Consider the following 23,948-nt stretch of genomic DNA (forward strand, 5'->3'; position numbering starts at 1 on the left):
GTTTGCTCATGATGTCAGAGCAGGGGGCCGACGACCAAGCCACGCATCGCCACCACGCTTCACCACCACGCTTCACCGCAATGGAGGAGACACTGTCATGCAGTACCGCACCTTGGGCCACACCGGTGTGCAGATCAGCTCCCTCGCGCTCGGCGCGATGAACTTCGGCAAGATCGGACGCACCACCCAGGACGAGGCCACCGCCATCGTCGACGCCGCCCTCGAGGGCGGGATCAACGTCATCGACACCGCCGACATGTACAGCGGCGGCGAGTCGGAAGAGATGGTCGGCAAAGCCATCGCCGGCCGCCGCGACGACATCGTGCTGGCCACGAAGGCGAGTATGCCGATGGGGGACGAGCGCAACCATCAGGGCGGTTCGCGCCGCTGGCTGGTCACCGAGTTGGACAACAGCCTGCGCCGCCTCGGTGTCGACCACGTCGATCTCTACCAGATCCACCGGTGGGATCCGCGTACCAGTGACGAGGAGACGCTGTCGGCTCTGACCGACCTGCAGCGCGCGGGAAAGATCCGTTACTTCGGCTCCTCGACCTTCCCGGCCTACCGCATCGTGCAGGCGCAGTGGGCCGCCCGCGAGTATCACCTGAGCCGTTACGTCACCGAACAGCCCAGCTACTCGATCCTGCAGCGCGGGATCGAGACCCACGTACTGCCCGTGACCGAGCAGTACGGGCTCGGTGTGCTGGTATGGAGCCCGCTCGCCTCGGGCTGGTTGTCGGGCGCGATCCGCGAGGGCCAGGAAATCACCACCAACCGCTCGACGTTCATGCCGCAACGCTTCGACACCTCCATTCCGTCCAACCGGGCCAGGCTCGACGCGGTCGAGCGGCTGGCCGAAGTCGCCGACGAAGCCGGCCTGACGATGATCCAGCTCGCGCTCGGTTTCGTGACCGCGCACCCGGCCGTGACCAGCGCGATCATCGGTCCTCGCACGCTGGGCCACCTGCATTCGCAGCTCGCCGCCGCTGACACCGTGCTCTCCCCCGACGTGCTCGACGCGATCGATGCGATCGTCGCCCCTGGCACCGACCTCGCCGCACACGAGAAGTTCGACACCCCGCCCGCGCTGCTCGACCCGTCGCTGCGGCGCCGCTGATCGCGACACTCCTCACGGATGACGCCTTCACTGCGTCGGCGCAGGACATCGGGCGTCAGGTGATGGGGAGGTCCCGGCGGCGGAGACCGGCGAGTCCGGCGGCGGCCAGGGACACGGCGATGGCCGACAACCACAGGAGCGGGACCGCGCTGAACCGCCCTCCGGGAATCCGGGGGAGGTGGGTGAACGGCGAGAGGTCCAGGACCCACTGGTCGAACTGCAGCGCGGTGCCGACCATGCCGAACAGCAGGCAGATCGCCAACGCGCCCCAGCTGACGGCCGCGAGCCGGGGCAACAGGCCGGAAAGCGCGATCGTGATCGCGGCGAGGATCCAGACCGCGGGCAACTGCACCATCGCGCCCGCGAGGATCCGCGGCAGCTCATGGCCGACGTCACCGGTGTTCAGGCCGTGAGTCAGCCCCATGGCGATCCCGGCGGCGGCCAGCGCGGCGGCCGGGCCCAGCAGCGAGAAGACCAGATGGCCGCCCGCCCAGCGGAACCGCCCGACCGCGGTGCCCAGCACCGGCTCGGCGTGCCCGCTGGTCTCCTCGCCGCGTAGCCGGAGGGTGGCCTGGATGGCGTAGCCCGCCGCGATCAGGCCGAACAGCCCCATCATGCCGGCGAGGTAGTCGTCGATGAGTCCGGCCGCGCCGCCGAGGCGGGCGAGGATGTCCCGCATCTGCTGGTTGTCGCGCACCAGGTCCCCGACGCCCGCGGCGAGATAGCCCAGCACCACGCCGAGGACGGCGAACCCCGCGATCCAGCCGGCGAGCAGGCCGCGGTGCAGCCGCCAGGCCAGAGCAAGCGGCGAGCGCAGCCAGGTCGCTCCCCAGGCAGGGCCGAGCCGGGGAGGGAGGATCCCGGCGCCGACATCGCGCCGCGCGGAGAGCGCGACGGCCACCAGTGCGAACACCGCGGTGAAGCCGATGGCAGGCGCGGTGATCCACCACCGCTCGTCGGCGTAGGGACTGATCCGCTGCGCCCAGCCGATCGGGGACAGCCAGGTGAGCCCGGACAGCGGGCCGTCCGTCAGCCCGTTGATGTCGCCGACGACCCGGAGCACGTACGCCGCGCCGAGGGTGATGATCGCGATCCCTCGTGCGCCGCCCGCGCCGCTGGTCAGTTGTGCGGCGACGGCCGCGACCGCCGCGAACATCCAGCCGGTGGCGGCGAACTCCACGCCGAAGGCCCATGATCCTGCGGCCGGCAGACCCTGGCCGATCATGCCCAGGGCCAGGACCGTGCCGAGGGCCAGGCAGGCGACGAACGTCGTGACCAGCGCCGCCGCCAGGCCGGCGTGCCGCCCGGCCACGGTGGCGCCGAGCAACTCGCGGCGTCCCGCCTCTTCCTCCGTACGGGTGTGCCGGATGACGGTGAGGATGCTGAACAGTCCGATCATGACGGGGATGAAACCCGCCCGCCAGGCGACCAGTTCGCCGAGCCCGGAGCCGTTCAACGGACCGTAGAGCGCGACGAAGCCGGCGTTGTTCGCGCTGGCGGTGGCATACCCCTGTCGTCCCGCGGCGGTCGGGAAGAGCTCGTTGATGGAGGCCACGTAGGAGATCGGGATGAGGCCGAGGGACAGCACCCACAGCGGCATCAGGAACCTGTCCCGCCGCAGGATCAGCCGGACCAGCCTGCCGGTGCCCGTGAGCTCGTTCATCGCGACACCTGCGCGTCGTTCTCGGTGGCCGGGCCGTTCCGGTGGTAGTGCCGTAGGAACAGCTCTTCGAGCGTGGGCGGCCGGCTGACCAGGCCGCGCACGCCCACCGCGGTGAGGTGCCGCAGCGCCGTGTCCAGTGCGGCGGTGTCGACGTCGAAGCGCACCTGGCCGTTCTCCGTGCGCAGATCGTGTACGCCGGGCAGGTCGGCCAGCCCGTCAGGAGGGCCCGCCAACTCGGCCTGGATGGAGGTGCGGGTCAGGTGCCGCAGGTCGGCCAGGGTGCCGCTCTCGACGGCTCGGCCGTCGCGGATGATGGTGAGCCGGTCGCACAACGCCTCGACCTCGGCCAGGATGTGGCTGGACAGGAGCACCGTCCGGTCGCCGCGGCGTTGCTCCTCCCGGATGGTGTCGCGGAACACCTCCTCCATCAGCGGGTCCAGGCCCGAGGTGGGCTCATCGAGCAGCAGCAGCTCCACGTCGGAGGCCAGCGCGGCGACCAGGGCCACCTTCTGCCGGTTGCCCTTGGAGTAGGCGCGCCCCTTCTTGCGGGGATCCAGGTCGAAGCGGTCCAGCAGGTCGGCGCGGCGCCGCTTGTCCAGCCCGCCGCGCATCCGGCCGAGCAGGTCGATCACCTCGCCGCCGGACAGATTGGGCCACAGTGTGACGTCGCCGGGCACGTAGGCCAGTCGGCGGTGTAGCGCGGTCGCGTCGGCCCATGGGTCGCCGCCGAGCAGCCGGGCGGTGCCCGCGTCCGCCCGCATCATGCCCAGGAGGACCCGGATCGTGGTGCTCTTTCCCGCGCCGTTCGGCCCGAGGAAGCCGTGCACCTCACCGGTGCGTACGACGAGATCGAGACCGTCCAGGGCTCTCGTCGAGCCGAATGTCTTGACTAAGCCTGCCACCGATACGGCGTCAGTCATCGCGGTGCTCCTTGATTCGCGGGGGAGTGCTCTCGCGGTCCGCTTGGGGGGATGCGCTCTGGACCTTGTCGAGGGCCGCCCGGATCGAGGCGGCCTCCTCCAGGCTGAGCATGGGGTGGGAGTAGATGTCGATCAGCGCTCGGGCGAGCAGCAGGTCTCCCTCGGGGCTGAACATCTCGACGCCCGTGACGCGGGACAGGTGCTGGTGCAGGACGGTGACCGACAGCGCCATCGCGGTGGTCACCGCCGCCCGGGTCGTGCGGTCGACATCGGGGGTGTGGTCACGACTCTTGTCGGCGTCGGCGAGCCACGGCTCGCTCATCCGGACCATCGCGTCGAACAGCGGAGCGGCGCCCCCCTCCGCCAGGGCGCGTGCCAGATATCGCTGGTAGGGCCCGATCGCGGCACGGGCGGCGGCCACGTAGTTCACGTCGGCCGGCGCGGGGTCGGCCCGGACCTGGTCGTTGAGCCTGCTGATCAGCTTCACCAGGTGGGCGTCGCACGCCTCGCGCAGGGCCTGCTTGGAGCCGAAGTGGTGGCGCACCAGCCCCGAGGACACACCGGCGGTCTCGGCGATCCCGCGGATCGTCGCCCGCTCGAACCCGTGCTCGCCGAAGTGCAGCAACGCGGCGTCTCTGATCCGCGCGCGAGCGGTGAGGTCGTCGGGGTCCGGTCCGGTCATCACCACAGAAAAACCATCCCTATACACACATGTAGTGAAATGCTCATACGAAAAAGATGCTACACGCGTGTGTAGTCACCGTCCAGTGCGTGTCGAAGCCGTCGCCGGAACGCCGGACGCCATCCGGCGGCGGATCCGACGAAGGTCATCCAGTGGTCATCAGACCCGGCCGGTACCGCGACGGAGAGGCACTAGCGTCGGTTCCACACGCGATGGATCTCCAGTGCGTCGGAGAGCTCCTGGGCCACTTCGGGCGAGGAGGCGGAAAAGAATGCGGTCTCCAGGATCTCCGCGGATGCCGGCCCGCGTATCCAGCCGTCGAGGAGCATGTACCAACCGGTGTCGTCGGCGACGCTCATGGTGAAGTCCCGCACGAGCCATGCCAGGTGACGAGCCGCTGTCTCCGTGTTGTGCGACGCCCACTCGGCCAGGTGGGGAGCCAGATCCAGCTCAAGACCGTCCGCGATGATTTCGATCATCGTCATGACGTCGACGTCACGCGGATAGTGGTTCAGGGTGACCTGCCACCATGCGCGGACGACGGCCACGATGGCCTCCTGCTCCACCTGTCGCCAGCTCCGCCAAGCGACATCGACCCAGCCCATCAGAGACTCGGCGTGAAGGTAGCCGTCGAGTTCTTCGAGGATGAGCAACTCCAGTAGCCGCGGCAGGTAGTGCTTGAACTCGTCGATGTCTCCCCACGTGGACACAGCGTTCCAGGCGTACGCGTCCAGCGCGGACGCGGTGAGCATCCGGAGTGGTGCGGCACGCGCCGCCTGAACGCTTGCCGGTGACACGCAGTGGTCGCACACATCGGTCCTGGCTGGAAGCGGATACGGGGAGAAGGCCGCGTAGAGAGCGTCCAACGCCCGGTCGAGATCAGGCGACGTGTCCATGTTCGGATGCTATTGAGCCACCGCCTGGAGAGTGCGAGTCGTCCGTTCGAACGCGGCGTATCCCTGTGGCGCGGGATTCGGTGTCGTGAGCTCGGGCCGCTCGCACCGGCGACCTGGTTCTCCGAGCTCACGTCGGACCGTTCATTTCCTGCGGGATCGGAAGATGGCGATCACGAGGGTCACGAAGACGGCCAGAAGGATGAGAGTGCCGACCAGGGCCGCGGTGTGGCTGTAGTGCGGTAGACGCGTCTGTCCGATGAGTGCGATCGAGGCCATGCCGGTGATCGAGGTCCTCGGGACCGGACGCTCACGTGCCGATGCGGTCATCGTCAGCGCTCCAGAACGCCGTCATCCGGGCCATCTCGAAGATGGCCGGCACCATGGCGAGGCCCGGATAGAGGCGTGGAACACCCAAGCCGGCTTTCAGACATGTCGTCGCCGGGGAGTGGACGTGTGACGTCGCCCCGGCTCACCTTTCTCCTGTCGGTGATCTCGGGTTCCCACGCGTGGCCGGCGCGTACGGTCATCGGGTCATCGCCTGCCGCCGTGGGCGGCCGCGACGTCGAGCGTGTGGCCGACCTGGTCGGCCATCGTCACCGCGACGAGCCGTGCCTGGAGAGGCGGCACGGTCCCCGGCGTGGGCTGGAGCATGAACCGCCCGTAGAAGCGGCCGTTGCCGAAGGCGCGCAGCTCGATCTCCCGATCGGGGAGGCCCCTGCGCTCGACGTCCCAGTGCCTGCGGTTCACCGTGACGGTGCCGTCCTGTTCGAGGCGCGGGGGATGGCCGAGCAGGGTTCCGTACTCGAACCGGCAACCGCGCAGGTGGAGAAGCTCGGTGAGCTGGTCCTGCACCTGGTTGATCACTGTGCTGGGGGATCGGGCGGTCTGCGCCAGCGCGGCGATGCCGTGGACGCGGGAGAGGTAGTCGGCGTCGGTGATGGCGATCACCTTGAGGCGGCGGGCCCAGGCCGCCAGCTGGGAGGTCACCAGCCCGACGACGAGCAGCAGGACGGCGGTCTGGATGTCCGCGGCCTTGGTGATCGTGAACCGCTGGTAGGGCTGGGTGAAGAAGAAGTCGAACCAGACGGCGGCCGACACCGCCGCGAGTGCCCCGGCGACGCGGTTCCCGGCGGCGGCGACCGCCACCACGATCACCACCAGGACGAGAGCGGTGTTCGTGTTCGAGAAGCCCGCGCGGAACGGCAAGATCATCGCCGCGACGGCGAGGGGCACCACCAGCGCGGCGGCGACCGCCACGAGGTCCCTGTTCAGGAAGCGAGGCATGGCTCATCACCCCTTCTCCTGTCTCCTGTCTAGCACGACGGATAGTCGATCAGTCGCGCGCATGGTGCGGGCCCGTCGGCCGCGCGATCCCGCCTCGCGCTTGAGGGACGCGCACGGCTCGAATCCGCCGCCGGTGAGCGCCTTGGCGGAGGAAACGCTCGGGGTGACACTCCTCGATGCTTGCAGTTCGCGCACAGAATGCCTGGTCAGCGCAGTGCAAGTTGTACTGCAACGCATCGCGTTCGCTTCCTCTGGAATGGCGCGGCGCCGGGCTGTGACTCTTTGACCAGTCCATCGCGAGCAGGAGACGCCCCTGGGCGCGATCACGCGACGGGGGCGGAAGGAAGGGAGAGGAAAATGAGGAAACTGTTCGTTCGTACGGCCCTGGTGCTGGGGGTGGCGGCGCTGGTCGGCTGGCCTTCCGGAGCACAGGCCGCGGCGAGCTCCAACTTCTCGACGGCGGTGCCGGGGTTCGCTTCCGCGTCGGCGAACGTCACGTACGTCGACGGAGAGGAGATCCGCGTCAACTCGCTGTCGGTCAGCGATCTGCGGGTCGACTCCAACAACGTCTACGCCTACTTCGTCGTCTACAACGAGACGGGGTCCACGGCGAAGACCACCTATCGGTACAACAGGCAGGACGCCAACACCACCCTTACGTGGAGGAATCTCCGCATCACGGACGAGCATTACGGTCTGAAGAAGCTGCAGCTCGTGGTGTGCGTGGACGACTGGGGGTCTGACACCTGCCGGGGCAGCCGCGTCCAGATCAACCCGAACTTCTGACGCCGGAAGAACGCCGTCTCGCTGAGAGCACCGGTCGTCGGCGCGGGTTGGCGCGGGCGCGCATGAGCCGCCGCGCCCGACGTCGGGAGCCGTGGACCTGTCGCAGCCGGTCACATCCGAGGCCGGCGAGCCCGGTCGCGACGAACGCCCCCAACCTGATCACGTCGTCGCGGGAGAACGTCAGTTCTCCCGCGCCGTTCACCAGGAAGCCGGTGGTGAAGAACCACGCCGTCGCGGCTGTGGCCAGGGCGGCGGCCGGGTTTCCCGCCCACAGGGCGAACGCGCCGACGGCCGCCGCCATCGTGATGACGCGGACGGTGCCCTCGGGGAGGGCCAGTGCGGCGACGGCACAGGTGACGACGACCAGCACGAAACCGCCGGGGATCAGAAACTCGACCGGAGGTCTCCGGCCGCTCCTGCGCCAGCGCATGTGTCTTCCTCTTGCTGGGGGTGTGTTGCGGGGGTATGTGCGTTTCGGGGGACGTGAACGCCGGGCACGTACGGCGGTCGGCGCGGGTCGGCTCAGGCGCGGCGTGCGGCGCCGATGGTGTGGGTGACGTGACAGAAGGTGAAACGGTCGAGCCGCTCGACGATGAACCCGGCCCGCCTGATGGCCGTGACGATGTCGCGCGAGAGGTGGCAGCCACCCGAGACACGAGACCAGAGCGGGGTCACCACGCTCTGGGCCAGCGCGACGGCGGTGAGGTCCGAACGCTGGTGTTCGTAGAACCGCAGTTCCCCTCCCCGGCGCAGGACTCGCCGCACCTCCGCGAGCGTCGTCTCCAGTTGGGGCGTACAGCAGAGGATCAGTGAGCAGACGACCGCGTCGTAGGAGGCGTCCGGGACCGGCAGCCGGGCCGGGTCGCCGTCGAGGATGCGCGACGGCGTCGCGCAAGCGGCCGAAGCGATGCGAGCGGTGGCCCGCAGGAACGGGTCCGGTTCGACCAGCACGATCTCGTCCACCTCGGCGGGGTAGCAGGTGAGCTTCACCCCGTCACCCGCGCCGATCTCCAGCACCGTCCCGCCGAGCGCCCGCAGCAGTCGATCGCGTTGCCAGGTCGGACGGCAGTCGTCCCCGCGCCCGATGCGCACGGGCCGTGGATGATGGAACTGCTCCATTCCGCGGCCCAGGCCGTGCCTGTTGTCCGGGGGGTCATCTCGCTGGGCGGGGCACACCGTCATCTCTCCTCCTGGGCTGTGACCGGAGCCGGGACGGCGTCGTAACCGAAACCGGGGACCGGGACCGAAGCCGGGACCGCAGCCGTAACCGGGCCGGAGTCGAAACCGGACCGGAGCCGAAACCGGGGGCCGGCGCCTGAGGCGGAACCGGGGGCGACGCATCCACTTTCGGGCACAGTTCATGGCAAAAGCGGCGACCGATACGGAACTCCTACGAGTCGGCCGCCCATCCCTACACGTTCTTGACGCCTGGTGTTCCGTCACGCCGTCGCGGGTCCGGACGCGGGCCGAGGAAGATGTCCCCGGACGCCGCCGCCGTCTGATTTGCGTAGTTATCTTGACGAAAGGCATAAAGGGTCCGTATGGACGCGCGGGCGCACGCCGGCCGAGGGGAGACGATGGCGGCGTTCCCTCACAGGAGGACGTGATGTCCGCAGCATCCACTCCCGTCGCGGCCAAGGGGCTTCCCCACGCCGGTGACGAGCACCGGCTCAGCGTCGCCGGCGGTCTGGCCGCGCTCTCACTCGACGCGCTGGCGTCCGTGGCCTACGGTCCCGAGGCGATCGTGCTGGTCCTCGCTCTGGCCGGTGGCGCCGGACTCGGGTTCACCATCCCGGTCACGCTCACCATCGCCGCACTGCTGGCCGTGCTGACCTTCTCCTACCGGCAGGTCATCGCCGCCTTTCCCGAAGGCGGCGGCGCGTACGGCGTGGCCAGGACCCACCTCGGGCGCCGCGCCGGCCTGGTCGCCGGCGCCAGCCTGATCATCGACTACGTGCTCAACGTCGCGGTCTCGGTCGCGGCCGGGGTGGCGGCGCTCACCTCGGCCTTCCCCGCGCTGCTGCCGTACACGGTGTGGCTCTGCCTGGTGGTTCTGGCCCTGGTCACCGCGGTCAACCTGAGAGGCATCGCGCACAGCGCCCGCGTCTTCGTCGCCCCGACGGCGATCTACGTCGGCGCCATCCTCCTGGTCGTCGTCACCGGCCTCGTCCGGGCCGAGCCCGCCACGGTCGTCCAGCATGCCGAGCAGGCGCAGAACCTGCGGACGGTCGGTGCCCTGCTCCTGCTCAAGGCCTTCGCCAACGGCTGCGCCTCACTCACGGGCGTCGAGGCCATCGCCAACGCCGTCCCCTCGTTCAGGAAACCCCGGATCAGGCGGGCCCAGAACGCGGAGCTGGCCCTGGGCGCGCTGCTCGCGGTCATGCTGATCGGCGTTGCCGCGCTGATCGAGAAGTTCGCCATCGCGCCGGTCGACGGCGTGACCGTGCTGGCACAGGTCACCCGGGCCTCGCTCGGTGACGGAGCGCTCTTCTACCTGGTGCAGTTCTCCACCGTGGTGCTGCTCGCCCTCGCGGCCAACACCTCCTTCGGAGGGCTCCCGCCGCTGGCGCGGCTCCTGGCCACCGACAACAACCTGCCGCACCTGTTCGCGCTGCGCGCGGACCGGCACGTCCACCGGTACGGCATCGCCTTCCTCACGATCACCAGCGCCGCGCTCCTGATCGCCGCGGGCGGTGACATGAACCTCCTGGTGCCGCTGTTCGCTATCGGGGTGTTCGTCGGCTTTACCCTCTCCCAGGCGGGTATGGTCAGGCATTGGATCATCGACCGCCCCGCCGGCTGGAGGTGGCGGGCCGGGCTCAACGGGTTCGGCGCGCTGCTGACCCTCGTCGCCGCCGTCGTGGTCACGATCTCCAAGTTCACCGAGGGAGGCTGGCTCATCGTGGTCGCGCTTCCGCTGATGGTCCTGGCGATGGAATGGGTCAACCGCTCCTACACCCGCATCGGCGAGCGCCTGGAACTCGGCACGACCCCCGCCCCGCCCCGGCCGCACCGGTCCCACGTCGTCGTGCCGATCCACGCGGTCAACCGGCTCAGTCATGACGCCCTCGCCGCCGCGCTCTCCCTCGGCGACCGGGTGACGGCGGTCAACGTCACCCACCCCGAAGAGGAGACGATCGCCCGCGCGTTCGTCGAGGACTGGGAACGCTGGCACCCCGACGTGGAGCTGGTCCAACTCTTCGACGCCCACCGACGCCTGGACACCCCACTGGTGGACTACCTCGCGAAGGTGCCCGAACCCCACGTCTTCGTCCTGATCGCCGAGGTCGAGCCCGAACACGCCTGGCAGCGCATGCTCCAGAACCAGCGGGGTGCCGTCCTGGCCAGGGCACTGCGCCGCCGTACCGACGCCGTGGTGTGCCGGATGCGCTTCCGGATCGGAGCCCCGGCATGACCCTCCAGTCCGCGGGGCAATGGTTCCACACCGCCGGTCCGCTGCGGATGACGAGATCGGGTGTCGTTCGAGCCGCGATCGCCGTGCTGCTCGGCTCCGTCGTCGCACTGGCCGCCCACCGGTCCTTGTCGGCGGAGGTCGACGACTACCTCGCGACCCACCGGCAGATCACAGCGACGATCCTCGACGACCAGGAGGACAGGGTGACCAGGGGAGTCACCCGGCAGGTCGCCTGGGTCGACGAGCGCGGCGCGCGGCATGTCACGACGACGCGCCTGATCTCGGACCGGGTCTCCGATGGCCGGATCCGCCTCTGGGTCGACGCCGACGACAAGCCGGCCCGTCCTCCCCTGGACGCGCCGGGTGTTCTCATCGGCTCTCTGCTGGCCTGGATCGCCGCGGGGTGCGTCGCCTGGTCGATTTCCGGGCTCGTACGCGTGTCCCGGCACGCGTGGACCGCCCGCCGGGCCGTGGCGGGATGGGACCGGGAGTGGCGGCAACACGGAACTCCGGGCCGCTAGACTCCGGGCCGCCAGCGAGTGTTCGCACCATCTAGGGCGAACGGCACGTTCTGCCCGGACGGCCCGACCACTTTCCGGCGGCCCGCAGGGTCATCCACCGAGATGGCCGACCGGTTTCCCGCCCGCGGCGGCCCTACGGCCGCGTGCCCACCTCACGCGTCCAGCCCATGGCCTCGTAGGCGGCCTGGTAGCCCGCCGCATGGAGGATGCGCACCTCGCGGGGACCGGGTTCGCGTACGGGCCGCTCCGTCACGAGCTGGACGTAGGCGAGCAACGTCGAGCCCGACCGGTCCACGATCAGTCGCGCGGCGCCGTCCGGACTGTCGATCGCCACGCCGGTACGGCCCAGCCGGTCGGCGACGTTCTCTGACAGGGTGAGTCCCGGCTGGTCGGCGAGCACGCGGAGCGCCGCGGCCCGGGTCTCCGCGCTCGCCGGGGACGACAGGAGATAGCGGGCCGCGCCGAAGACGAAGTCGGGGAACGATCCTCCCGTGTGGGCCTGGCGGAGCCACTTCTCCAGCCCGGCGGCGGTCTCCGGCAGCATGTGGAGCTGGTTCATCGTCAGGGACTTCCTGCCGATCGACCACGAGAGGGAGATCTTCGAGAAATCGTCGGTCGACGGCTTCCCGGACCAGAGTGACGGTGAGCCCGCGGCCTGCCACCGGGCCTTGTCTCCGGCGGAGTCGAACACGACCTCGACGTCCTGGTTGGAGCTGGTTCGGCCCCCGCGGCCGTCGTACCAGCTCTCGTCGGTGTGCGCCACCAGAGCTCCGTACCGGTCGACCGGCTCGAACGTCCGGGTGCGCTCGTACCGGTAACGTCCGTCGGCGGGCTGCTCCCGCAGCACCGTCTCGGCTCCGGCCAGCAGGAAGGCGCGCGGCTCCAGCCGGATCGGCGACGGCGCGTTCCTGGCGTCGTCGGCGGCCGTGCTGATCGAGGAGGTCACGCCGGGGCGGGCGTCCTGTCCGCCGAGCTGGCCGGCGCCCCCTGCGGTGGCCGACATGGTGGCCGACAGGGTGACCGTCGCGGCGACGGCCATCGCGAGCGCGCCGCCGGCGAGTGCCAGGCCGGTCCGCCGGTACGGCGTCGCGAAGCGGTCCGTCCAGCGGGGGGCGCGGCGGGGTGTCGCGAAGGCACGGGCCAGGTCGGCCTCCCGCCTGCGCTGGTAGGCGGCGCCGGTGTACTCGTCCGGCCGCAGTTCGGCGACCAGATCGTCAACGGGATGGGTCACGTCTGCTCCTGGAGGGTCTTGTCGGTGGTGCGCAACGCCTCGGTGAGCCGGCGGCGGGCGCGGTGCAGGCGGACGTTGAAGGCGCGGGCGGAGCATCCGGCCGCCCGCGCCGCGTCCTTGGGAGCGAGGCCGTACCAACTGGCGAGGATCACGGCCTCCGCGTCTCGCTCCGGCATCGCCGCGAGCACGGCGAGGGCCGCCTCGCGTTCGGCGACCCGCTCGCCGACGTCCCCGTCCGATTCCGGGGCCAGCTCCGCGAGCCCGGCGGCGAGCTCCCTGCCGCGCAGCCCGGCGTGCCGTTGCTTGCGCAGCAGGTTGCGCGCCACACCGAGCAGCCACGGCAGCGGCGGGTCCGGCATGTCGTCGAGGCGACGCCAGGCGATCAGAAAGGTCTCGCCCGTCGCGTCCTCGGCGGTCTGCCGGTCGGCGCGCAGCAGCGCGTAGCCGAGCACGGCCCGGTAATGCCGGTCGTAGAGGTCGGTGAATCGCTCTTCGGGATCGTCCACACCCAGTAGTCCCTCCGCATCCGTCCCGATTACATCGTTCGGGTGTTTTTCGCGGTGGAATGCCGAACCCACGCCACGAGCGCCGGTGGGCGGCCGAAAGGGCACGACTAGACTTGTCCCTACTCGTCCGTACGGGAGCGTGGGAAGCCTGCCAGGCAGGAGGTCTCGAAGCGGCGGGCGAGAAGCAGGAGCCGCGGGGCGCCGTGGGACAGGCGGCAGGCTGGGCGTTCTCTCACGACACGGGGCGGTGCCCGAGGCTCTGGCTTCACTACGGAGGCTCGCTGTGATGCGCTCGGTCGGCCTGGTTCTGCACCCGCTGCGAAATTGCTCCGAAGCGGTCACCGCGGTCCTGGACTGGGCCGCCCGCAGGGACGCCGAGGTCCTCGGCGTCCAGGACGAGGTCGGCCGGCTCGACCGCGAGGTGATCTCGGTGAAGGCCGAGGAGCTCGGTCGGCGATCGGATCTGATCGTCAGCCTCGGCGGAGACGGCACCATGCTCAGGGCCATGCGGCTGGCCGATCGGCAGCGTGCCCCGGTCCTCGGCGTGAACGTGGGCAAGCTCGGCTTCCTGGCCGAGGTCGACGTGCCCGAGCTGCCCGGCGCGCTCTCGGCCATCGACGCCCAGCACTTCACCATCGAGCCCCGGCTGGCCATCGACGCCGATCTGGGCTCACAGGTCGTGACCGCCTTCAACGATGTCGCGCTGGTACGCGTACCCGGGCACAGAACCGCCGTCGTGGCGGTGCACGTCGACGGCCGGCCGTTCATCGGCTACGCGGGCGACGCCGTCATCGTGGCCACCGCGACCGGCTCCACCGCGTACAGCTTCTCCGCCGGGGGGCCGATCGTGAACCCCGAGGTCGAGGCCCTGCTCGTGACCCCGGCGTCCCCGCATTCCGCGCACAACCGCGGAGTGGTGCTCTCCCTCCGGGACACTCTCTCGCTGGCCGTCCTGCCCACCAGCGGCAGGCTCGCGGTCGAGGTCGACGGGAGGGTGGCGGGTCACGCCGCGCCGGGGGAGCACATCGGCATCCGGCCCCGGCCCGCCGCCGTCCACGTCGTGCGGCTCGGTCTCACCACGTTCTACGAGCGCGTACGCAGGAAGTTGCGCCTCACGGACTCCGCCGAGATCCTGGCCGGTCGGCCGGACACGACCGAGTGGCCGGACACGACCGGTCGGCCGGCCGTCCCTGGGGGTCCCTAGGCGTCCCAGGGGCGGGCGCGGGGCCGGGCCCGGCCGACGGGACGTCCTGCTCGCGGAGGAATTCGCCGACATACTTGAGATGTGAAGTGCACCCAATGCGGCGCAACCAACCTGGAGCCTGGATTCGCCGAAGACAGCGGCGAGCATTCCCCGGGTTACGGACGCTGGATTCCAGGCGCCCTGCAACGGGGCGTCTTCGGTGGTGCCAGACGTCTGGGCAAGCCGCGATGGATCATCGACGCCTTCCGGTGCGTCCGGTGCTCCCACCTCGAACTGTTCGCCCGCCCGAAAGACTGAACCCGGTCGCGGTGGTCCTGTCGAGGTCAACCACGTTCGTAAACGCGCCCAGCAGCGCCTCGTCGGCGGCATCCAGTACGACCGGCGCCGCGGCGGGAGCGGCAGCCGGTGCGCGCAGCGCGGCTTCCTCGTCGGGCTCGAGCGCGCTGGTCTTGCGCAACCATCCGAACGGGCCTCCGTAGAAGGAGTGCAGGATGCAGTGGGCGCTGACCGAGGTGACGCGCGGGGTGCGCTGGAGGCGTTCCAGGAGCAGCTCGTCGCGCTCCTGCCGGCTGCGCGGCCTCATCGCGCACAGCACCTCGGTGCCGCCGGAGACCAGATCGACGTACTGGGTGTCGGGGCGTCTGGCGAGCGCGGAGGCCAGGCGCACCGCCACGTCGGGGGTGCAACCGAGCCGGACGATCCAGCCGGCCCGGCCCAGGCGGCTGTCGTCGGTCATGCCGGTCACACGCAGACGTGCTGTGGTGCGCAGCCGCCTGAACCGGCGTGCGACGGTCTGGTCGGAGACTCCCAGCACCTGCGCGATCCGGCTGAACGGCGCCCGCCCGTCGAGTTCCAGCGCCTGCAGCAGCTTCAGGTCGAGCACGTCGAGTGTCTGGGGCACAACGGGGCCGGTGCGGGGGCACCGCGGCGACGGCGGTGCTCGTGAGGCACGGGAAGGCGATGCCGAGGCCCAGTCCCAGCAGCGCGAGGCGCCAGGCCACCGACCAGAACGACGTGTCCGTGCCGATCGTGGTCAGGCACAGCAGCGCGCCCGCCGCGACCAGCAGGCCGGCCGTGATGAGCACCCGGGCCGACACGCGGCGCATCACGCGGCCCATCACGACGCCCAAGAGCATGGACACGACGTTGACCAGCACCATGCGGACACCGGACTGGAAGGTGCTCAGCTGCTGCACCAGGCCGAAGTACAGGCTCAGGACGAAGAAGAAGCCGATCAGCCCCAGGAAGCTGATCAGGGCGGCCAGCGTGGAGGCGGCGAAGGCCGGGCTGCGGAACAGCGACAGGTCCAGCATGGGAGAGGTGCTGCGCGTTTCCACCACCACGAACGCCGCGGCGCTCACCACGGCCACCACCAGCGCCGCGACCGCCCGGGGATGAGAGAACGACTCGGCACCGCCCTCGATCACTCCGTAGATCAACGCCGTGATCGCCGCCGCGGCGGTGAACTGCCCAGGCCAGTCCAGCCTGCGTGTCCCGGGCGCTCGCGACTCGTCCAACAGCCGTGCGGCGACCGCCATGGTCAGCAGCGACACCGGCACCGGCAACAGGAAGATCCACCGCCACTTCACATGCTGGAGGATCACCCCGGCGATCAACGGGGGCACCGCCATGGCCGCCATCATGCAGGTCGTCCACAAACTGATGTATTTACCGCGCTCGCGCGGATCCGGCACCACGTGACTGATCAGCGCCAACGTCACCGGCAGCAGCGCCGCGGCCCCCGCATCGGCCAGCGCCTGCCCGACCCACACGACCTGGACCGAACGGGCACACAGCGCCACCACCGCGCCCGCCGCGCACAACGCCAAGCCCACCTGGTAGATCTTCTTGCGGCCGTGCACATCCGCGAACACCCCCGCGGTCAGGATCAACGCGGCGACCGGCAGTACGAAGGCATCGGAGACCCACGACAGCTGCGCGGTGGACGCACCCAGCGCCCGCTGGATCGCCGGCAGGCTCATCGCGACGGTGACCACCGGCAGATAGGCGACGAAGACCCCCGCACAGGCCAGCGTGATCGTGATCCTTTTCCTGCGCGCGGCCCCCGTCCCCCCACTCGAAACGTTCAAGGAAACCCTCTCTTGCGGCGTGGCACGCCGAGGTCGGTTGGTACCGCGCCACCCTGCGCCGTGTCGCCGTCCTCGGGCCAGCCAGCACCCCCAACACCGCCGAAAACCGACATCGAGCCCCGATTCGCGGAAGATTTCCGACATCGTTCGCGCGGTCGAAAACCCGGGGTCGAAAACCCGGGGTCAAAAGCCCGGCGTGGCCTACTGGCCATCCCCGAGCGGGGGATCTTGGCAGCGCCATGTGGAATGATTGCGGAGTTATGTCTGCGGCATTGCCCTTCCGCATCGTCCGGGCCATGGCGTTCGCCGTGGCGTGTGTCGGTCTGAGTGCGATGGCGCATGCTTTCGCCGGCGCCGCTCTCTCCCAGACGAGCGTGTTCGGCGGCCTCGGCATCTCCTTCGTCAGCGTGTTTCCCCTGACCGGGCGCGAACGCACGTTGCGGGTGATCCTTCCGTTCTTGGGATGCCTGCAACTGCTGCTCCACGTGATGTTCACTCTGGTGCACGCGTCGATGCCCGAGTCGGCCCAGGCGCACGTTCATTCCGGGCTCATGCCGAGCGTGAGCATGCTGCTCATGCACGGGTGGGCGATCGGCATGACCGCGTTGTGCCTGGCACGCGGAGAGGCGGTGCTGTGGGCACTGCTCGACATGCTGGACAGCGGTTTCGGCCGGCTGCTGCGCGCCTCGGTTCGCACGCCGCCGGTACCGGCCGTGGGGTTCTCCCAAAGCTCCCCTCGGCCGCTGATCTCCGAGAATCTCCGACATTCGATCCGTCGGCGTGGTCCTCCGGACCCGCGGTAGCCACCCCTCTCACCGAAGGCGTGCGCGCCGCGTCGATCGCGCGCGTTCGCTCCCGGCTGCCGCGTGCCCGGCTCACCAGCCGTGCGATCACATGACGATAGGAACACCACCATGTCCGAAACCGAGTTTCCGCTCGTGCAGTTCCTGCGCGAGGGGATGAACCCGGTCGCCGAGCTCGCCCAGATCCGGGCCGAGCGTCCTGTGCACCCCCTGCCGATGCCCGACGGCTCGACGGTCTGGCTGGTCACCCGCTACGAGGACGTCCGCGCCGTCCTCGGGGACAGCACCCGGTTCAGCAACGACTTCGGCAACATCATCGCCGCCGGCTCCAACCAGGAGGACCCCGGCGGCCTCGGCTTCCGCGACCCGCCCGAGCACACCCGTCTCCGGCGCATGCTCACGCCCGAGTTCACCATGCGGCGGCTCCAGCGGCTGGAGCCCCGGATCGGCGCCATCGTGGAGCACCAGCTTGACGTCATGGAGAAGGAGGGGCCGGGGGCCGACCTGGTCCGCCACTTCGCGCTCCCCATCCCCTCGCTCGTGGTGTGCGAGCTGGTCGGCGTGCCGTACGAGGAGCAGGCGGACTTCCTGCGGCTGAGTACCGACAGGTTCGACTTCTCGGCGGGTCCCGAGGCGTCCCTGCAGGCCATCAACGACACGATGTCCTATCTCACCGACCTGGTCGCAAGGGAACGGCTCCGCCCCGGTGACGGGCTGCTGGGCGGGCTGATCCGCGAGCACGGCGACGAGATCAGCGACCGGGAACTCGCCAGCCTGGTCGACGGGCTCCTGACCGGCGGGCACGACACCAGCACCAGCATGCTCGCGCTCGGCGCGCTGTGGCTGCTCGACAATCCCGAGCACCTGGCGTTGGTCCGTGACCGGGACGACCACGTCGAGCAGGTGGTGGAGGAGTTGCTGCGCTACATGACCGTGGTCCAGGTCGCCTTCCCGCGGTTCGCGCGGGAAGACCTGGTCCTGGCCGGACAGCCCATCGCCCAAGGCTCGATGGTCCTGTGCTCGCTGTCGGCGGCCAACCGCGACCCGGCCCTCGGCCCGGAGATGGACACCGCCGACCCGTCCCGGGACTTCCGGTCGCACCTGGCCTTCGGACACGGCATCCACCGCTGCGTCGGCGCCCCGCTGGCGCGGATGGAGCTGCGGATCGCCTATCCGGCTCTGGTGCGCCGGTTCCCCGGCCTGCGCCTGGCCGTACCGGCGGAGGACGTCGCCTTCCGGAAGATCGCGATCGTCTACGGCCTGGACTCGCTGCCCGTCACCTGGTGACAGGTGCGCGCGCGTCCCCGCGAGCGGATTCACGCGCGGGCGCGCGGTGCCGCGGTCGTCGCGACGACCGCGGCACTCTCCGGCCAAGGACCTTCGCCCCTGGGTGGGGAGGGCGGCGAGGGGTGGGATGGAGTGAGGGGGTGGTCGCGATGCTCGTCCGGGAGATGATGACCGCGCCGGTGGTGACGCTGCCGCGGACGTGGAGCGTCAAACAGGCCATCCACCTGCTCTACGAACAGGACATCACGGCGGCGCCGGTGGTCGACGAGAACGGCCGGATGGTCGGGATCGTCAGCGAGATGGACCTCCTGCGCGGAGAGTTCGAAGCGGACCCCAGGGCCTACCTCCGTCCCTCGGCCCCACCGGACTCGCCGCCGTCCGTGGGGGTCGAGGAGGTCATGACGCCGAACGTCAGGACCGTCAGGGAGGACGCCGACGTCCTGGAACTCGTGGATCTGATGATCTCGACCGGGGTGAAGAGCGTCCCGGTCGTACGCGGCGACGACGTCGTGGGCATCGCCAGCAGGCGCGACCTGATGGGGATGCTCGCCCACGGTGACGAGAGGATCCGCGACGACGTCCTCACGGCGCTGCAGGATTCGTTCGAGACGACGGAGTGGCGGGTGGCCGTACACGACGGAGTCGTCGAACTGCACGGCGGTGACCTGGACGACAGGTCGGCACGGATCGCCGAGGTCATCGCCCGCACTGTGCCGGGAGTGGCCGACGTCGTGCTCACTTCCTGAGGAGCGCTCACGAGGTCGGGCCGGCGGCGGTTCGATCCCGGACCCCCTCCTCGGCCGGGACACTCTCGGCCGAGGACGGACGAGGCGCCTCCCGCCAAGGAGGACAACGCCTCCCACCAAGGAGGACAACGATGACCGACAAGCGCTGGAACGTCACCGTCGACATCACCGAGCACGGCGACGACACCTACGCACAGGCCGCGCTGGCCGTCGTGGACGGCGTCAGCGTCTCAGGCACGGGCCACGCCCGCCGCAGTCCGGACGACCAGTCGGTCCCGGAGATCGGCGACGAACTGGCCGCCGCCCGTGCCCTGGCCAGGCTCAGCCATTCCCTGTATCAGGCCGCCGTCAGAGAGATGATCTCCCGGCAGGCGGGAATCGAGGAGACGGCCGATCTCGACCTGTGGTGAGACTCTCCACGGAGGAGGCCGGTGCCGCGAACCGACCGCTCACGCGTTCCGGATGCGGGCCGCGTCGTGCAGGCCGAGGATGTCGAGGGCGCTTTCCCGCATCTCCACCTTGCGGATCTTTCCCGTGACCGTCATGGGGAACGCGTCCACCACGTGGACGTAACGGGGGATCTTGTAGTGCGCGAGGCGCCCGGCGCCGAACTCCTTGAGCCGCTCGGTCGTGAGCGGCTCGGCCCCCGGCCGCATGATGATCCAGGCCATGAGCTCCTCGCCGTACTTCTGGTCGGGCACGCCGATCACCTGGACGTCGGCGATGTCGGGGTGGGTGTAGAGGAACTCCTCGATCTCGCGCGGGTAGACGTTCTCGCCGCCGCGGATCACCATGTCCTTGATCCGGCCCACGATGGTGACGTAGCCCTCGGCATCCATGATCGCCAGATCGCCGGTGTGCATCCAGCGCGCGGCGTCGATCGCCTCGGCGGTGGCGTCCGGCTGCGCCCAGTACCCGAGCATGACCGAGTAGCCACGGGTGCACAGCTCCCCGGCCTCGCCGCGGGGCACCGGCAGGCCCGACGCGGGGTCGACGATCTTGACCTCGATGTGCGGCATCGCCCGCCCGACCGTCTCGGTGCGGCGGGCGAGCCCGTCGTCGCGGCGCGTCATCGTCGACACGGGGGAGGTCTCCGTCATGCCGTAGCAGATCGCCACCTCGCTCATGTTCATCTCGGAGACGACGCGCTTCATCACCTCGACCGGACAGGGCGAACCGGCCATGATCCCGGTACGCAGGCTGGACAGGTCGAAGGAGGCGAAGTCCGGATGGCCGAGTTCGGCGATGAACATGGTGGGCACGCCGTACAGGGAGGTGCAGCGCTCCCGCTCGACGGCGCGCAGCGTGAGCTCGGGGTCGAAGCCGGGCGCGGGAAGCACGATGCACGAGCCGCGGGAGGTCACGCCCAGGTTGCCCATGACCATCCCGAAGCAGTGGTACAGCGGAACCGGCAGGCAGACGCGGTCGGCCTCGGTGTAGCCGACCGACTCGGCCACGAAGTAGCCGTTGTTCAGGATGTTGTGATGCGACAGCGTGGCGCCCTTGGGGAAGCCCGTGGTGCCCGAGGTGTACTGGATGTTGATCGGGTCGTCGAAGGTCAGCGTCGCCGCCCGTTCCCGCAGCGCCGTCGGATCGCTCCGCCTGCCGTTCTCGACGAGTTCGTCCCATCCGCGCTCGCCGATGAACACGACGTCCGTGAACCCGATCTCGGCGATCATCGCCCGGTAGTCGCTGGTCCGGTGCGCGACCGCGCTGATCAGCAGCCGCATGCCGGACTGTCTCACCACATAGGCCAGTTCGTGGCCGCGGTAGGCGGGGTTGACGTTGACGAGGATGGCGCCGATCTTCGCGGTGGCGTACTGGACGAGCACCCACTCGGCGCAGTTGGGCGCCCAGATGCCGACCCGGTCGCCCTTGGCGACGCCGCCGGCCATCAGTCCGAGCGCGACCTCGTTCACCGCGGCGTCGAGCTCGGCGTAGGTCCAGCGGCGCCCTGTCGCCACCTCCACCAGGGCTTCGCGATCAGCGAAGCGCGCGACCGTGCGTTCGAGATTCGCCCCGATCGTCTCTCCGAGCAGGGGGACATCGGAGGTGCCGCAGGAGTACGAGAGAGGTAAGTCGCCCATGAACGAAGCATCCGCCCGGACGCGTCGCGCCACCACCCCCGTTCGGGGGTGGCCGCCGCCGCTGAATCTCATACCATCCCGGTGATATGGCCGTATCGCACGCACCGGTCAGCGACCCGGAACACGAACGCGAAGTGCTGCACACCGCCCTGCGGAGGATGCGCCGGGTGACGGGGCTTCCCGTCGCCTTCGGCGGCGCGGTGTCGCCCCAGGGCCGGGACGTGCCGCTCACGGGGTTCACCGGAACCCTGACCGGCGCCCTGCGCGGACTGGTCATCGGAGCCGGCAACGGGCTCGGCGGCCAGGTGCTCGTCACCTCGCGCCCCGGCAGCGTCGACGACTACACGAGCGACCTGCGGATCAGCCACGAGTACGACAAGCCGGTGATCGCCGAAGGGCTGCGGGCCATCGCGGCGGTGCCGATCACCATGGACGGCTCGGTGTTCGGGGTCCTGTACGGCGGGACACGCGAGTCGTTGTCACTCAGCACCCGCGTGCTGGACGCCATGACCCAGGTCGCCCTTCGCGCGGGGATCGAGCTGGCCGTGCGGCGCGAGGTCGAGCGGCGGATGGTCGAGCTGGAGACCGCCGCGATCACCCGGGCCGTGCGCGAGGCGCCGACCGCACCGGAGTGGGAGGAGGTCCGCCAGGCGCACGCCCAGCTGCGGTCGATCGCGCAGGAGATCGCCGACCCCGCCATCCGGTCACGCCTCCAGGACGTCTGTGACAGGCTGGCGCGGACGAACGGGCGGCCGCCGCGCGCGAACCCGCTGTCGCCGCGGGAGCTGGACGTGCTGGCCCTGGTCGCCGTGGGATGCGGCAACGCCGAGACGGGGCGGCGCCTCGGCATTCTTCCCGAGACGGTCAAGAGCTACCTGCGCACCATCATGCGCAAGCTGGGCGCGCACAGCCGGATGGAGGCCGTGGTCGTCGCCCGCCGCTCGGGCTTCATGCCGTAGGCGGGCGGAACGGCGCGCCGGTGAGCGGCCGTCGGTGCCTCCTGCTCGTGGTCGGCGCCGGTGAGCGGTCGCCGGCGCCTCCCGGTCGTGGTCACGGGTGAGGCCGCCCCCGATCGTTCGGGGGCGGCCTTCGCGTACGGTCAGCGCCCCTGCAGGCTCCTGACGTTGTCGCCGAAGGTCCAGCCCTTCGACCCGTCCCAGTTGATGGACCAGGTCATCAGACCCTTGAGGCCGCCGCTGAAGCTGTTCCAGCTCTGGCTCACCAGGGAGGGCGCCATGTAGCCGCCCCCGGCCCCGGACTGGGCGGGCAGGCCGGGGACCTGCTTGTCGTAGGGGACTTTGATCGTGGTGCCCTGGATGACCAGGCCGTTGTTCAGGCAGGTGGTCTGGGCGGTGAAGCCCTGCACCGTTCCGGCGGAGTAGGAGTCGCCGGAGCAGCCGTACATGCTTCCGTTGTAGTACTGCATGTTCAGCCACCACAGGCGGCCGTTGTCGGCGTACTTCTTGATGATCGGCAGGTACGCGCCCCAGATCGAGCCGTAGGTGACGCTGCCGCCGGTGACGTACGCCGTCTCCGGGGCCATGGTCAGGCCGAAGCCCGCGGGCATCTGGGCGAGCACGCCGTCGATGATGCGGATGAGGTTGGCCTGGGAGGCGGACAGCTGGTTGATGTTGCCGCTGCCGCTGAGGCCGGTCTCGATGTCGATGTCGATGCCGTCGAAGTTGTACCTCTTGAGGATCGGCACGACGGTCGCGACGAAGCGGTCGGCGACGGTGCTGGAGCTGAGATCGATGCCGGCGGTCGCTCCGCCGATGGACATCAGGATCGTGGCGCCGGCGGCCTTGGCCTGGCACATCTCGGCCGGCGTGGCGACCTTCACGGTGGAGTCCATGCCGTCTTCCCACAGGACGGTGCCGTCGGAGCGGATGACCGGGAACGCGGCGTTGATCACGTTGTAGCCGTGGGCCTGGATGCGGGGGTCGGTGATCGGAATCCAGCCGAGCGGCGGGTGCACGCCGTTCGACGCGCCGTCCCAGTTCTCCCAGTAGCCCTGGATGACCTTGCCCGCCGGTCGGGACTTGACCGCGCACGTGGTGTCGGTCGGCGAGGCCGAGGGAGAGGCGGACGGCGAGGGCGACGCCGACGGGGACGCCGAGGGAGAGGGGGAGGGGGACGCCGACGGCGAAGGGGAGGCCGAGGCCGAGGGCGACGGCGAGGCTCCCGGACCGTCGAAGTTCACGTCGTCGGCGTAGTAGGTGCCCTGGCCGTACCAGCCGTGCAGGTAGATCACGGCGGTGGTCTGGGCGGCCGCGGTGGTGAAGGAAACGGTGAGCTGTGTGTACGCCGTCGCCGACGGGGTCCAGGTGGATCCGCCGCCGTTCACGCCGAGGTAGACGTAGTTGCCGCGGACCCAGGCGCTCAGGGTGTAGGCCGTGTTCGGCCGTACGGTCACGGTCTGGCTGCATTGGGCGGTGTCGGAGGCGCTCGCCGCGCCGGCGAGCGCCTTAGTGCCGGAGCGGACCGGCGAGCCGACCACCGACCCCAGCCCGCCGGTGCAGGACCAGGGCGCGAGGGTTCCGGTCTCGAAGCCCGCGTTCTCGAGCAGGTTGGCCGCGTTGGCCGGCATCTGGGTGATGAGCGCGCCCATGGCCGCCAGCAGTAGCGATACTGCCAGCGTCAGCAGGCGCGATGTTCGGTTTCGCATGACGGTCTCCCGAACCAGGAGCGATCGGCGCTTCCGCGCCGATCG

The 23,948-nt window shown here is 70.1% G+C and carries 23 protein-coding genes and 1 pseudogene; 10 read left to right on the forward strand and 14 right to left on the reverse strand.

The features are described from left to right. The first annotated feature begins 97 nt into the window (after window positions 1-97). Window positions 98-1,117 (forward strand): aldo/keto reductase, encoded by a 1,020-nt coding sequence (locus AB0I59_RS30360; RefSeq protein ID WP_358138352.1) that lies wholly within the window; start codon window positions 98-100, stop codon window positions 1,115-1,117. 55 nt (window positions 1,118-1,172) lie between these two features. Here the strand turns inward: AB0I59_RS30360 and AB0I59_RS30365 are convergent, their stop codons facing one another. The 6 genes from AB0I59_RS30365 to AB0I59_RS30390 all read right to left on the reverse strand — a co-directional run bounded on the left by AB0I59_RS30365 (window position 1,173) and on the right by AB0I59_RS30390 (window position 6,562). Beyond that, a complete protein-coding gene (locus tag AB0I59_RS30365; RefSeq protein WP_358138354.1) occupies window positions 1,173-2,780 on the reverse strand; it encodes an ABC transporter permease in 1,608 nt (535 codons plus the stop codon). Beyond that, entirely contained in the window at window positions 2,777-3,700 is a 924-nt protein-coding gene (locus tag AB0I59_RS30370; protein ID WP_358138356.1) for an ABC transporter ATP-binding protein, read from the reverse strand. The genes AB0I59_RS30365 and AB0I59_RS30370 overlap by 4 nt, the downstream gene beginning before the upstream one ends. After that, a complete protein-coding gene (locus AB0I59_RS30375; protein WP_061261145.1) occupies window positions 3,693-4,382 on the reverse strand; it encodes a TetR/AcrR family transcriptional regulator in 690 nt (229 codons plus the stop codon). Before AB0I59_RS30375 ends, AB0I59_RS30370 begins: the two co-directional genes overlap by 8 nt. 191 nt (window positions 4,383-4,573) lie before the next feature. After that, window positions 4,574-5,278, reverse strand: coding sequence for a hypothetical protein (locus AB0I59_RS30380; RefSeq protein ID WP_358138358.1), 705 nt, complete (start codon window positions 5,276-5,278; stop codon window positions 4,574-4,576). Window positions 5,279-5,419: 141 nt separating this feature from the next. Next, complete coding sequence (locus AB0I59_RS30385; RefSeq protein ID WP_358138360.1) at window positions 5,420-5,605, reverse strand: hypothetical protein; 186 nt, start codon at window positions 5,603-5,605, stop codon at window positions 5,420-5,422. A gap of 204 nt (window positions 5,606-5,809) precedes the next feature. Beyond that, a complete protein-coding gene (locus AB0I59_RS30390) occupies window positions 5,810-6,562 on the reverse strand; it encodes a DUF4118 domain-containing protein (RefSeq protein ID WP_358138362.1) in 753 nt (250 codons plus the stop codon). 357 nt (window positions 6,563-6,919) lie between these two features. Here AB0I59_RS30390 and AB0I59_RS30395 point away from each other — a divergent pair, with 357 nt between their 5' ends. Then, entirely contained in the window at window positions 6,920-7,348 is a 429-nt protein-coding gene (locus AB0I59_RS30395; protein ID WP_061261105.1) for a hypothetical protein, read from the forward strand. Here the strand turns inward: AB0I59_RS30395 and AB0I59_RS30400 are convergent. After that, complete coding sequence (locus AB0I59_RS30400) at window positions 7,332-7,778, reverse strand: hypothetical protein (RefSeq protein ID WP_061261106.1); 447 nt, start codon at window positions 7,776-7,778, stop codon at window positions 7,332-7,334. The genes AB0I59_RS30395 and AB0I59_RS30400 overlap by 17 nt on opposite strands. A 92-nt stretch (window positions 7,779-7,870) precedes the next feature. Beyond that, a complete protein-coding gene (locus AB0I59_RS30405; protein ID WP_358138364.1) occupies window positions 7,871-8,440 on the reverse strand; it encodes a class I SAM-dependent methyltransferase in 570 nt (189 codons plus the stop codon). A gap of 514 nt (window positions 8,441-8,954) precedes the next feature. Between AB0I59_RS30405 and AB0I59_RS30410 the strand changes: the two genes are divergently transcribed. Together AB0I59_RS30410 and AB0I59_RS30415 are read left to right on the forward strand one after the other, a co-directional pair. Further along, entirely contained in the window at window positions 8,955-10,763 is a 1,809-nt protein-coding gene (locus AB0I59_RS30410; protein ID WP_358138366.1) for an APC family permease, read from the forward strand. After that, window positions 10,760-11,284, forward strand: coding sequence for a hypothetical protein (locus AB0I59_RS30415; RefSeq protein WP_061261109.1), 525 nt, complete (start codon window positions 10,760-10,762; stop codon window positions 11,282-11,284). The genes AB0I59_RS30410 and AB0I59_RS30415 overlap by 4 nt, the downstream gene beginning before the upstream one ends. 133 nt (window positions 11,285-11,417) lie before the next feature. Here AB0I59_RS30415 and AB0I59_RS30420 read toward each other — a convergent pair whose 3' ends face one another. After that, window positions 11,418-12,515, reverse strand: coding sequence for a hypothetical protein (locus tag AB0I59_RS30420; protein WP_358138368.1), 1,098 nt, complete (start codon window positions 12,513-12,515; stop codon window positions 11,418-11,420). Further along, window positions 12,512-13,021 (reverse strand): RNA polymerase sigma factor, encoded by a 510-nt coding sequence (locus tag AB0I59_RS30425; RefSeq protein WP_358138370.1) that lies wholly within the window; start codon window positions 13,019-13,021, stop codon window positions 12,512-12,514. The genes AB0I59_RS30420 and AB0I59_RS30425 overlap by 4 nt, the downstream gene beginning before the upstream one ends. A gap of 286 nt (window positions 13,022-13,307) precedes the next feature. Between AB0I59_RS30425 and AB0I59_RS30430 the strand changes: the two genes are divergently transcribed. Continuing rightward, window positions 13,308-14,225, forward strand: a complete 918-nt coding sequence (locus AB0I59_RS30430) for an NAD(+)/NADH kinase (protein ID WP_061261112.1) — start codon at window positions 13,308-13,310, stop codon at window positions 14,223-14,225. A 232-nt stretch (window positions 14,226-14,457) separates the two neighbouring features. On the opposite strand, the gene AB0I59_RS30435 is transcribed toward AB0I59_RS30430, so the two are convergent. Further along, entirely contained in the window at window positions 14,458-15,126 is a 669-nt protein-coding gene (locus tag AB0I59_RS30435; protein ID WP_358138372.1) for an Lrp/AsnC family transcriptional regulator, read from the reverse strand. 67 nt (window positions 15,127-15,193) lie between these two features. After that, window positions 15,194-16,459: pseudogene (locus tag AB0I59_RS30440) on the reverse strand (MFS transporter); the annotation flags it as partial. A 152-nt stretch (window positions 16,460-16,611) separates the two neighbouring features. Here AB0I59_RS30440 and AB0I59_RS30445 point away from each other — a divergent pair. From AB0I59_RS30445 to AB0I59_RS30460, 4 genes are all read left to right on the forward strand, one after another. Continuing rightward, a complete protein-coding gene (locus tag AB0I59_RS30445) occupies window positions 16,612-17,118 on the forward strand; it encodes a hypothetical protein (RefSeq protein ID WP_358138374.1) in 507 nt (168 codons plus the stop codon). Between the two features lie 111 nt (window positions 17,119-17,229). After that, window positions 17,230-18,405: a cytochrome P450 gene (locus AB0I59_RS30450; RefSeq protein ID WP_061261114.1), complete on the forward strand. Its 1,176-nt coding sequence runs from the start codon at window positions 17,230-17,232 to the stop codon at window positions 18,403-18,405. A 122-nt stretch (window positions 18,406-18,527) separates the two neighbouring features. After that, window positions 18,528-19,151 (forward strand): CBS domain-containing protein, encoded by a 624-nt coding sequence (locus tag AB0I59_RS30455; RefSeq protein ID WP_358138376.1) that lies wholly within the window; start codon window positions 18,528-18,530, stop codon window positions 19,149-19,151. Window positions 19,152-19,282: 131 nt separating this feature from the next. Beyond that, window positions 19,283-19,561: a dsRBD fold-containing protein gene (locus AB0I59_RS30460; protein ID WP_061261115.1), complete on the forward strand. Its 279-nt coding sequence runs from the start codon at window positions 19,283-19,285 to the stop codon at window positions 19,559-19,561. Between the two features lie 39 nt (window positions 19,562-19,600). On the opposite strand, the gene AB0I59_RS30465 is transcribed toward AB0I59_RS30460, so the two are convergent. Beyond that, complete coding sequence (locus tag AB0I59_RS30465; RefSeq protein WP_358138378.1) at window positions 19,601-21,238, reverse strand: AMP-binding protein; 1,638 nt, start codon at window positions 21,236-21,238, stop codon at window positions 19,601-19,603. A gap of 86 nt (window positions 21,239-21,324) precedes the next feature. Here AB0I59_RS30465 and AB0I59_RS30470 point away from each other — a divergent pair, with 86 nt between their 5' ends. Beyond that, entirely contained in the window at window positions 21,325-22,197 is an 873-nt protein-coding gene (locus tag AB0I59_RS30470; protein WP_358138380.1) for a LuxR C-terminal-related transcriptional regulator, read from the forward strand. 140 nt (window positions 22,198-22,337) lie between these two features. Here AB0I59_RS30470 and AB0I59_RS30475 read toward each other — a convergent pair whose 3' ends face one another. Further along, on the reverse strand, window positions 22,338-23,903 hold the full coding sequence (locus AB0I59_RS30475) for a glycosyl hydrolase family 18 protein (RefSeq protein WP_061261118.1): 1,566 nt from the start codon (window positions 23,901-23,903) through the stop codon (window positions 22,338-22,340). Window positions 23,904-23,948 lie beyond the last annotated feature (45 nt).

Source organism: Microtetraspora glauca, assembly GCF_040656155.1.
Lineage (GTDB): Bacteria > Actinomycetota > Actinomycetes > Streptosporangiales > Streptosporangiaceae > Microtetraspora > Microtetraspora glauca.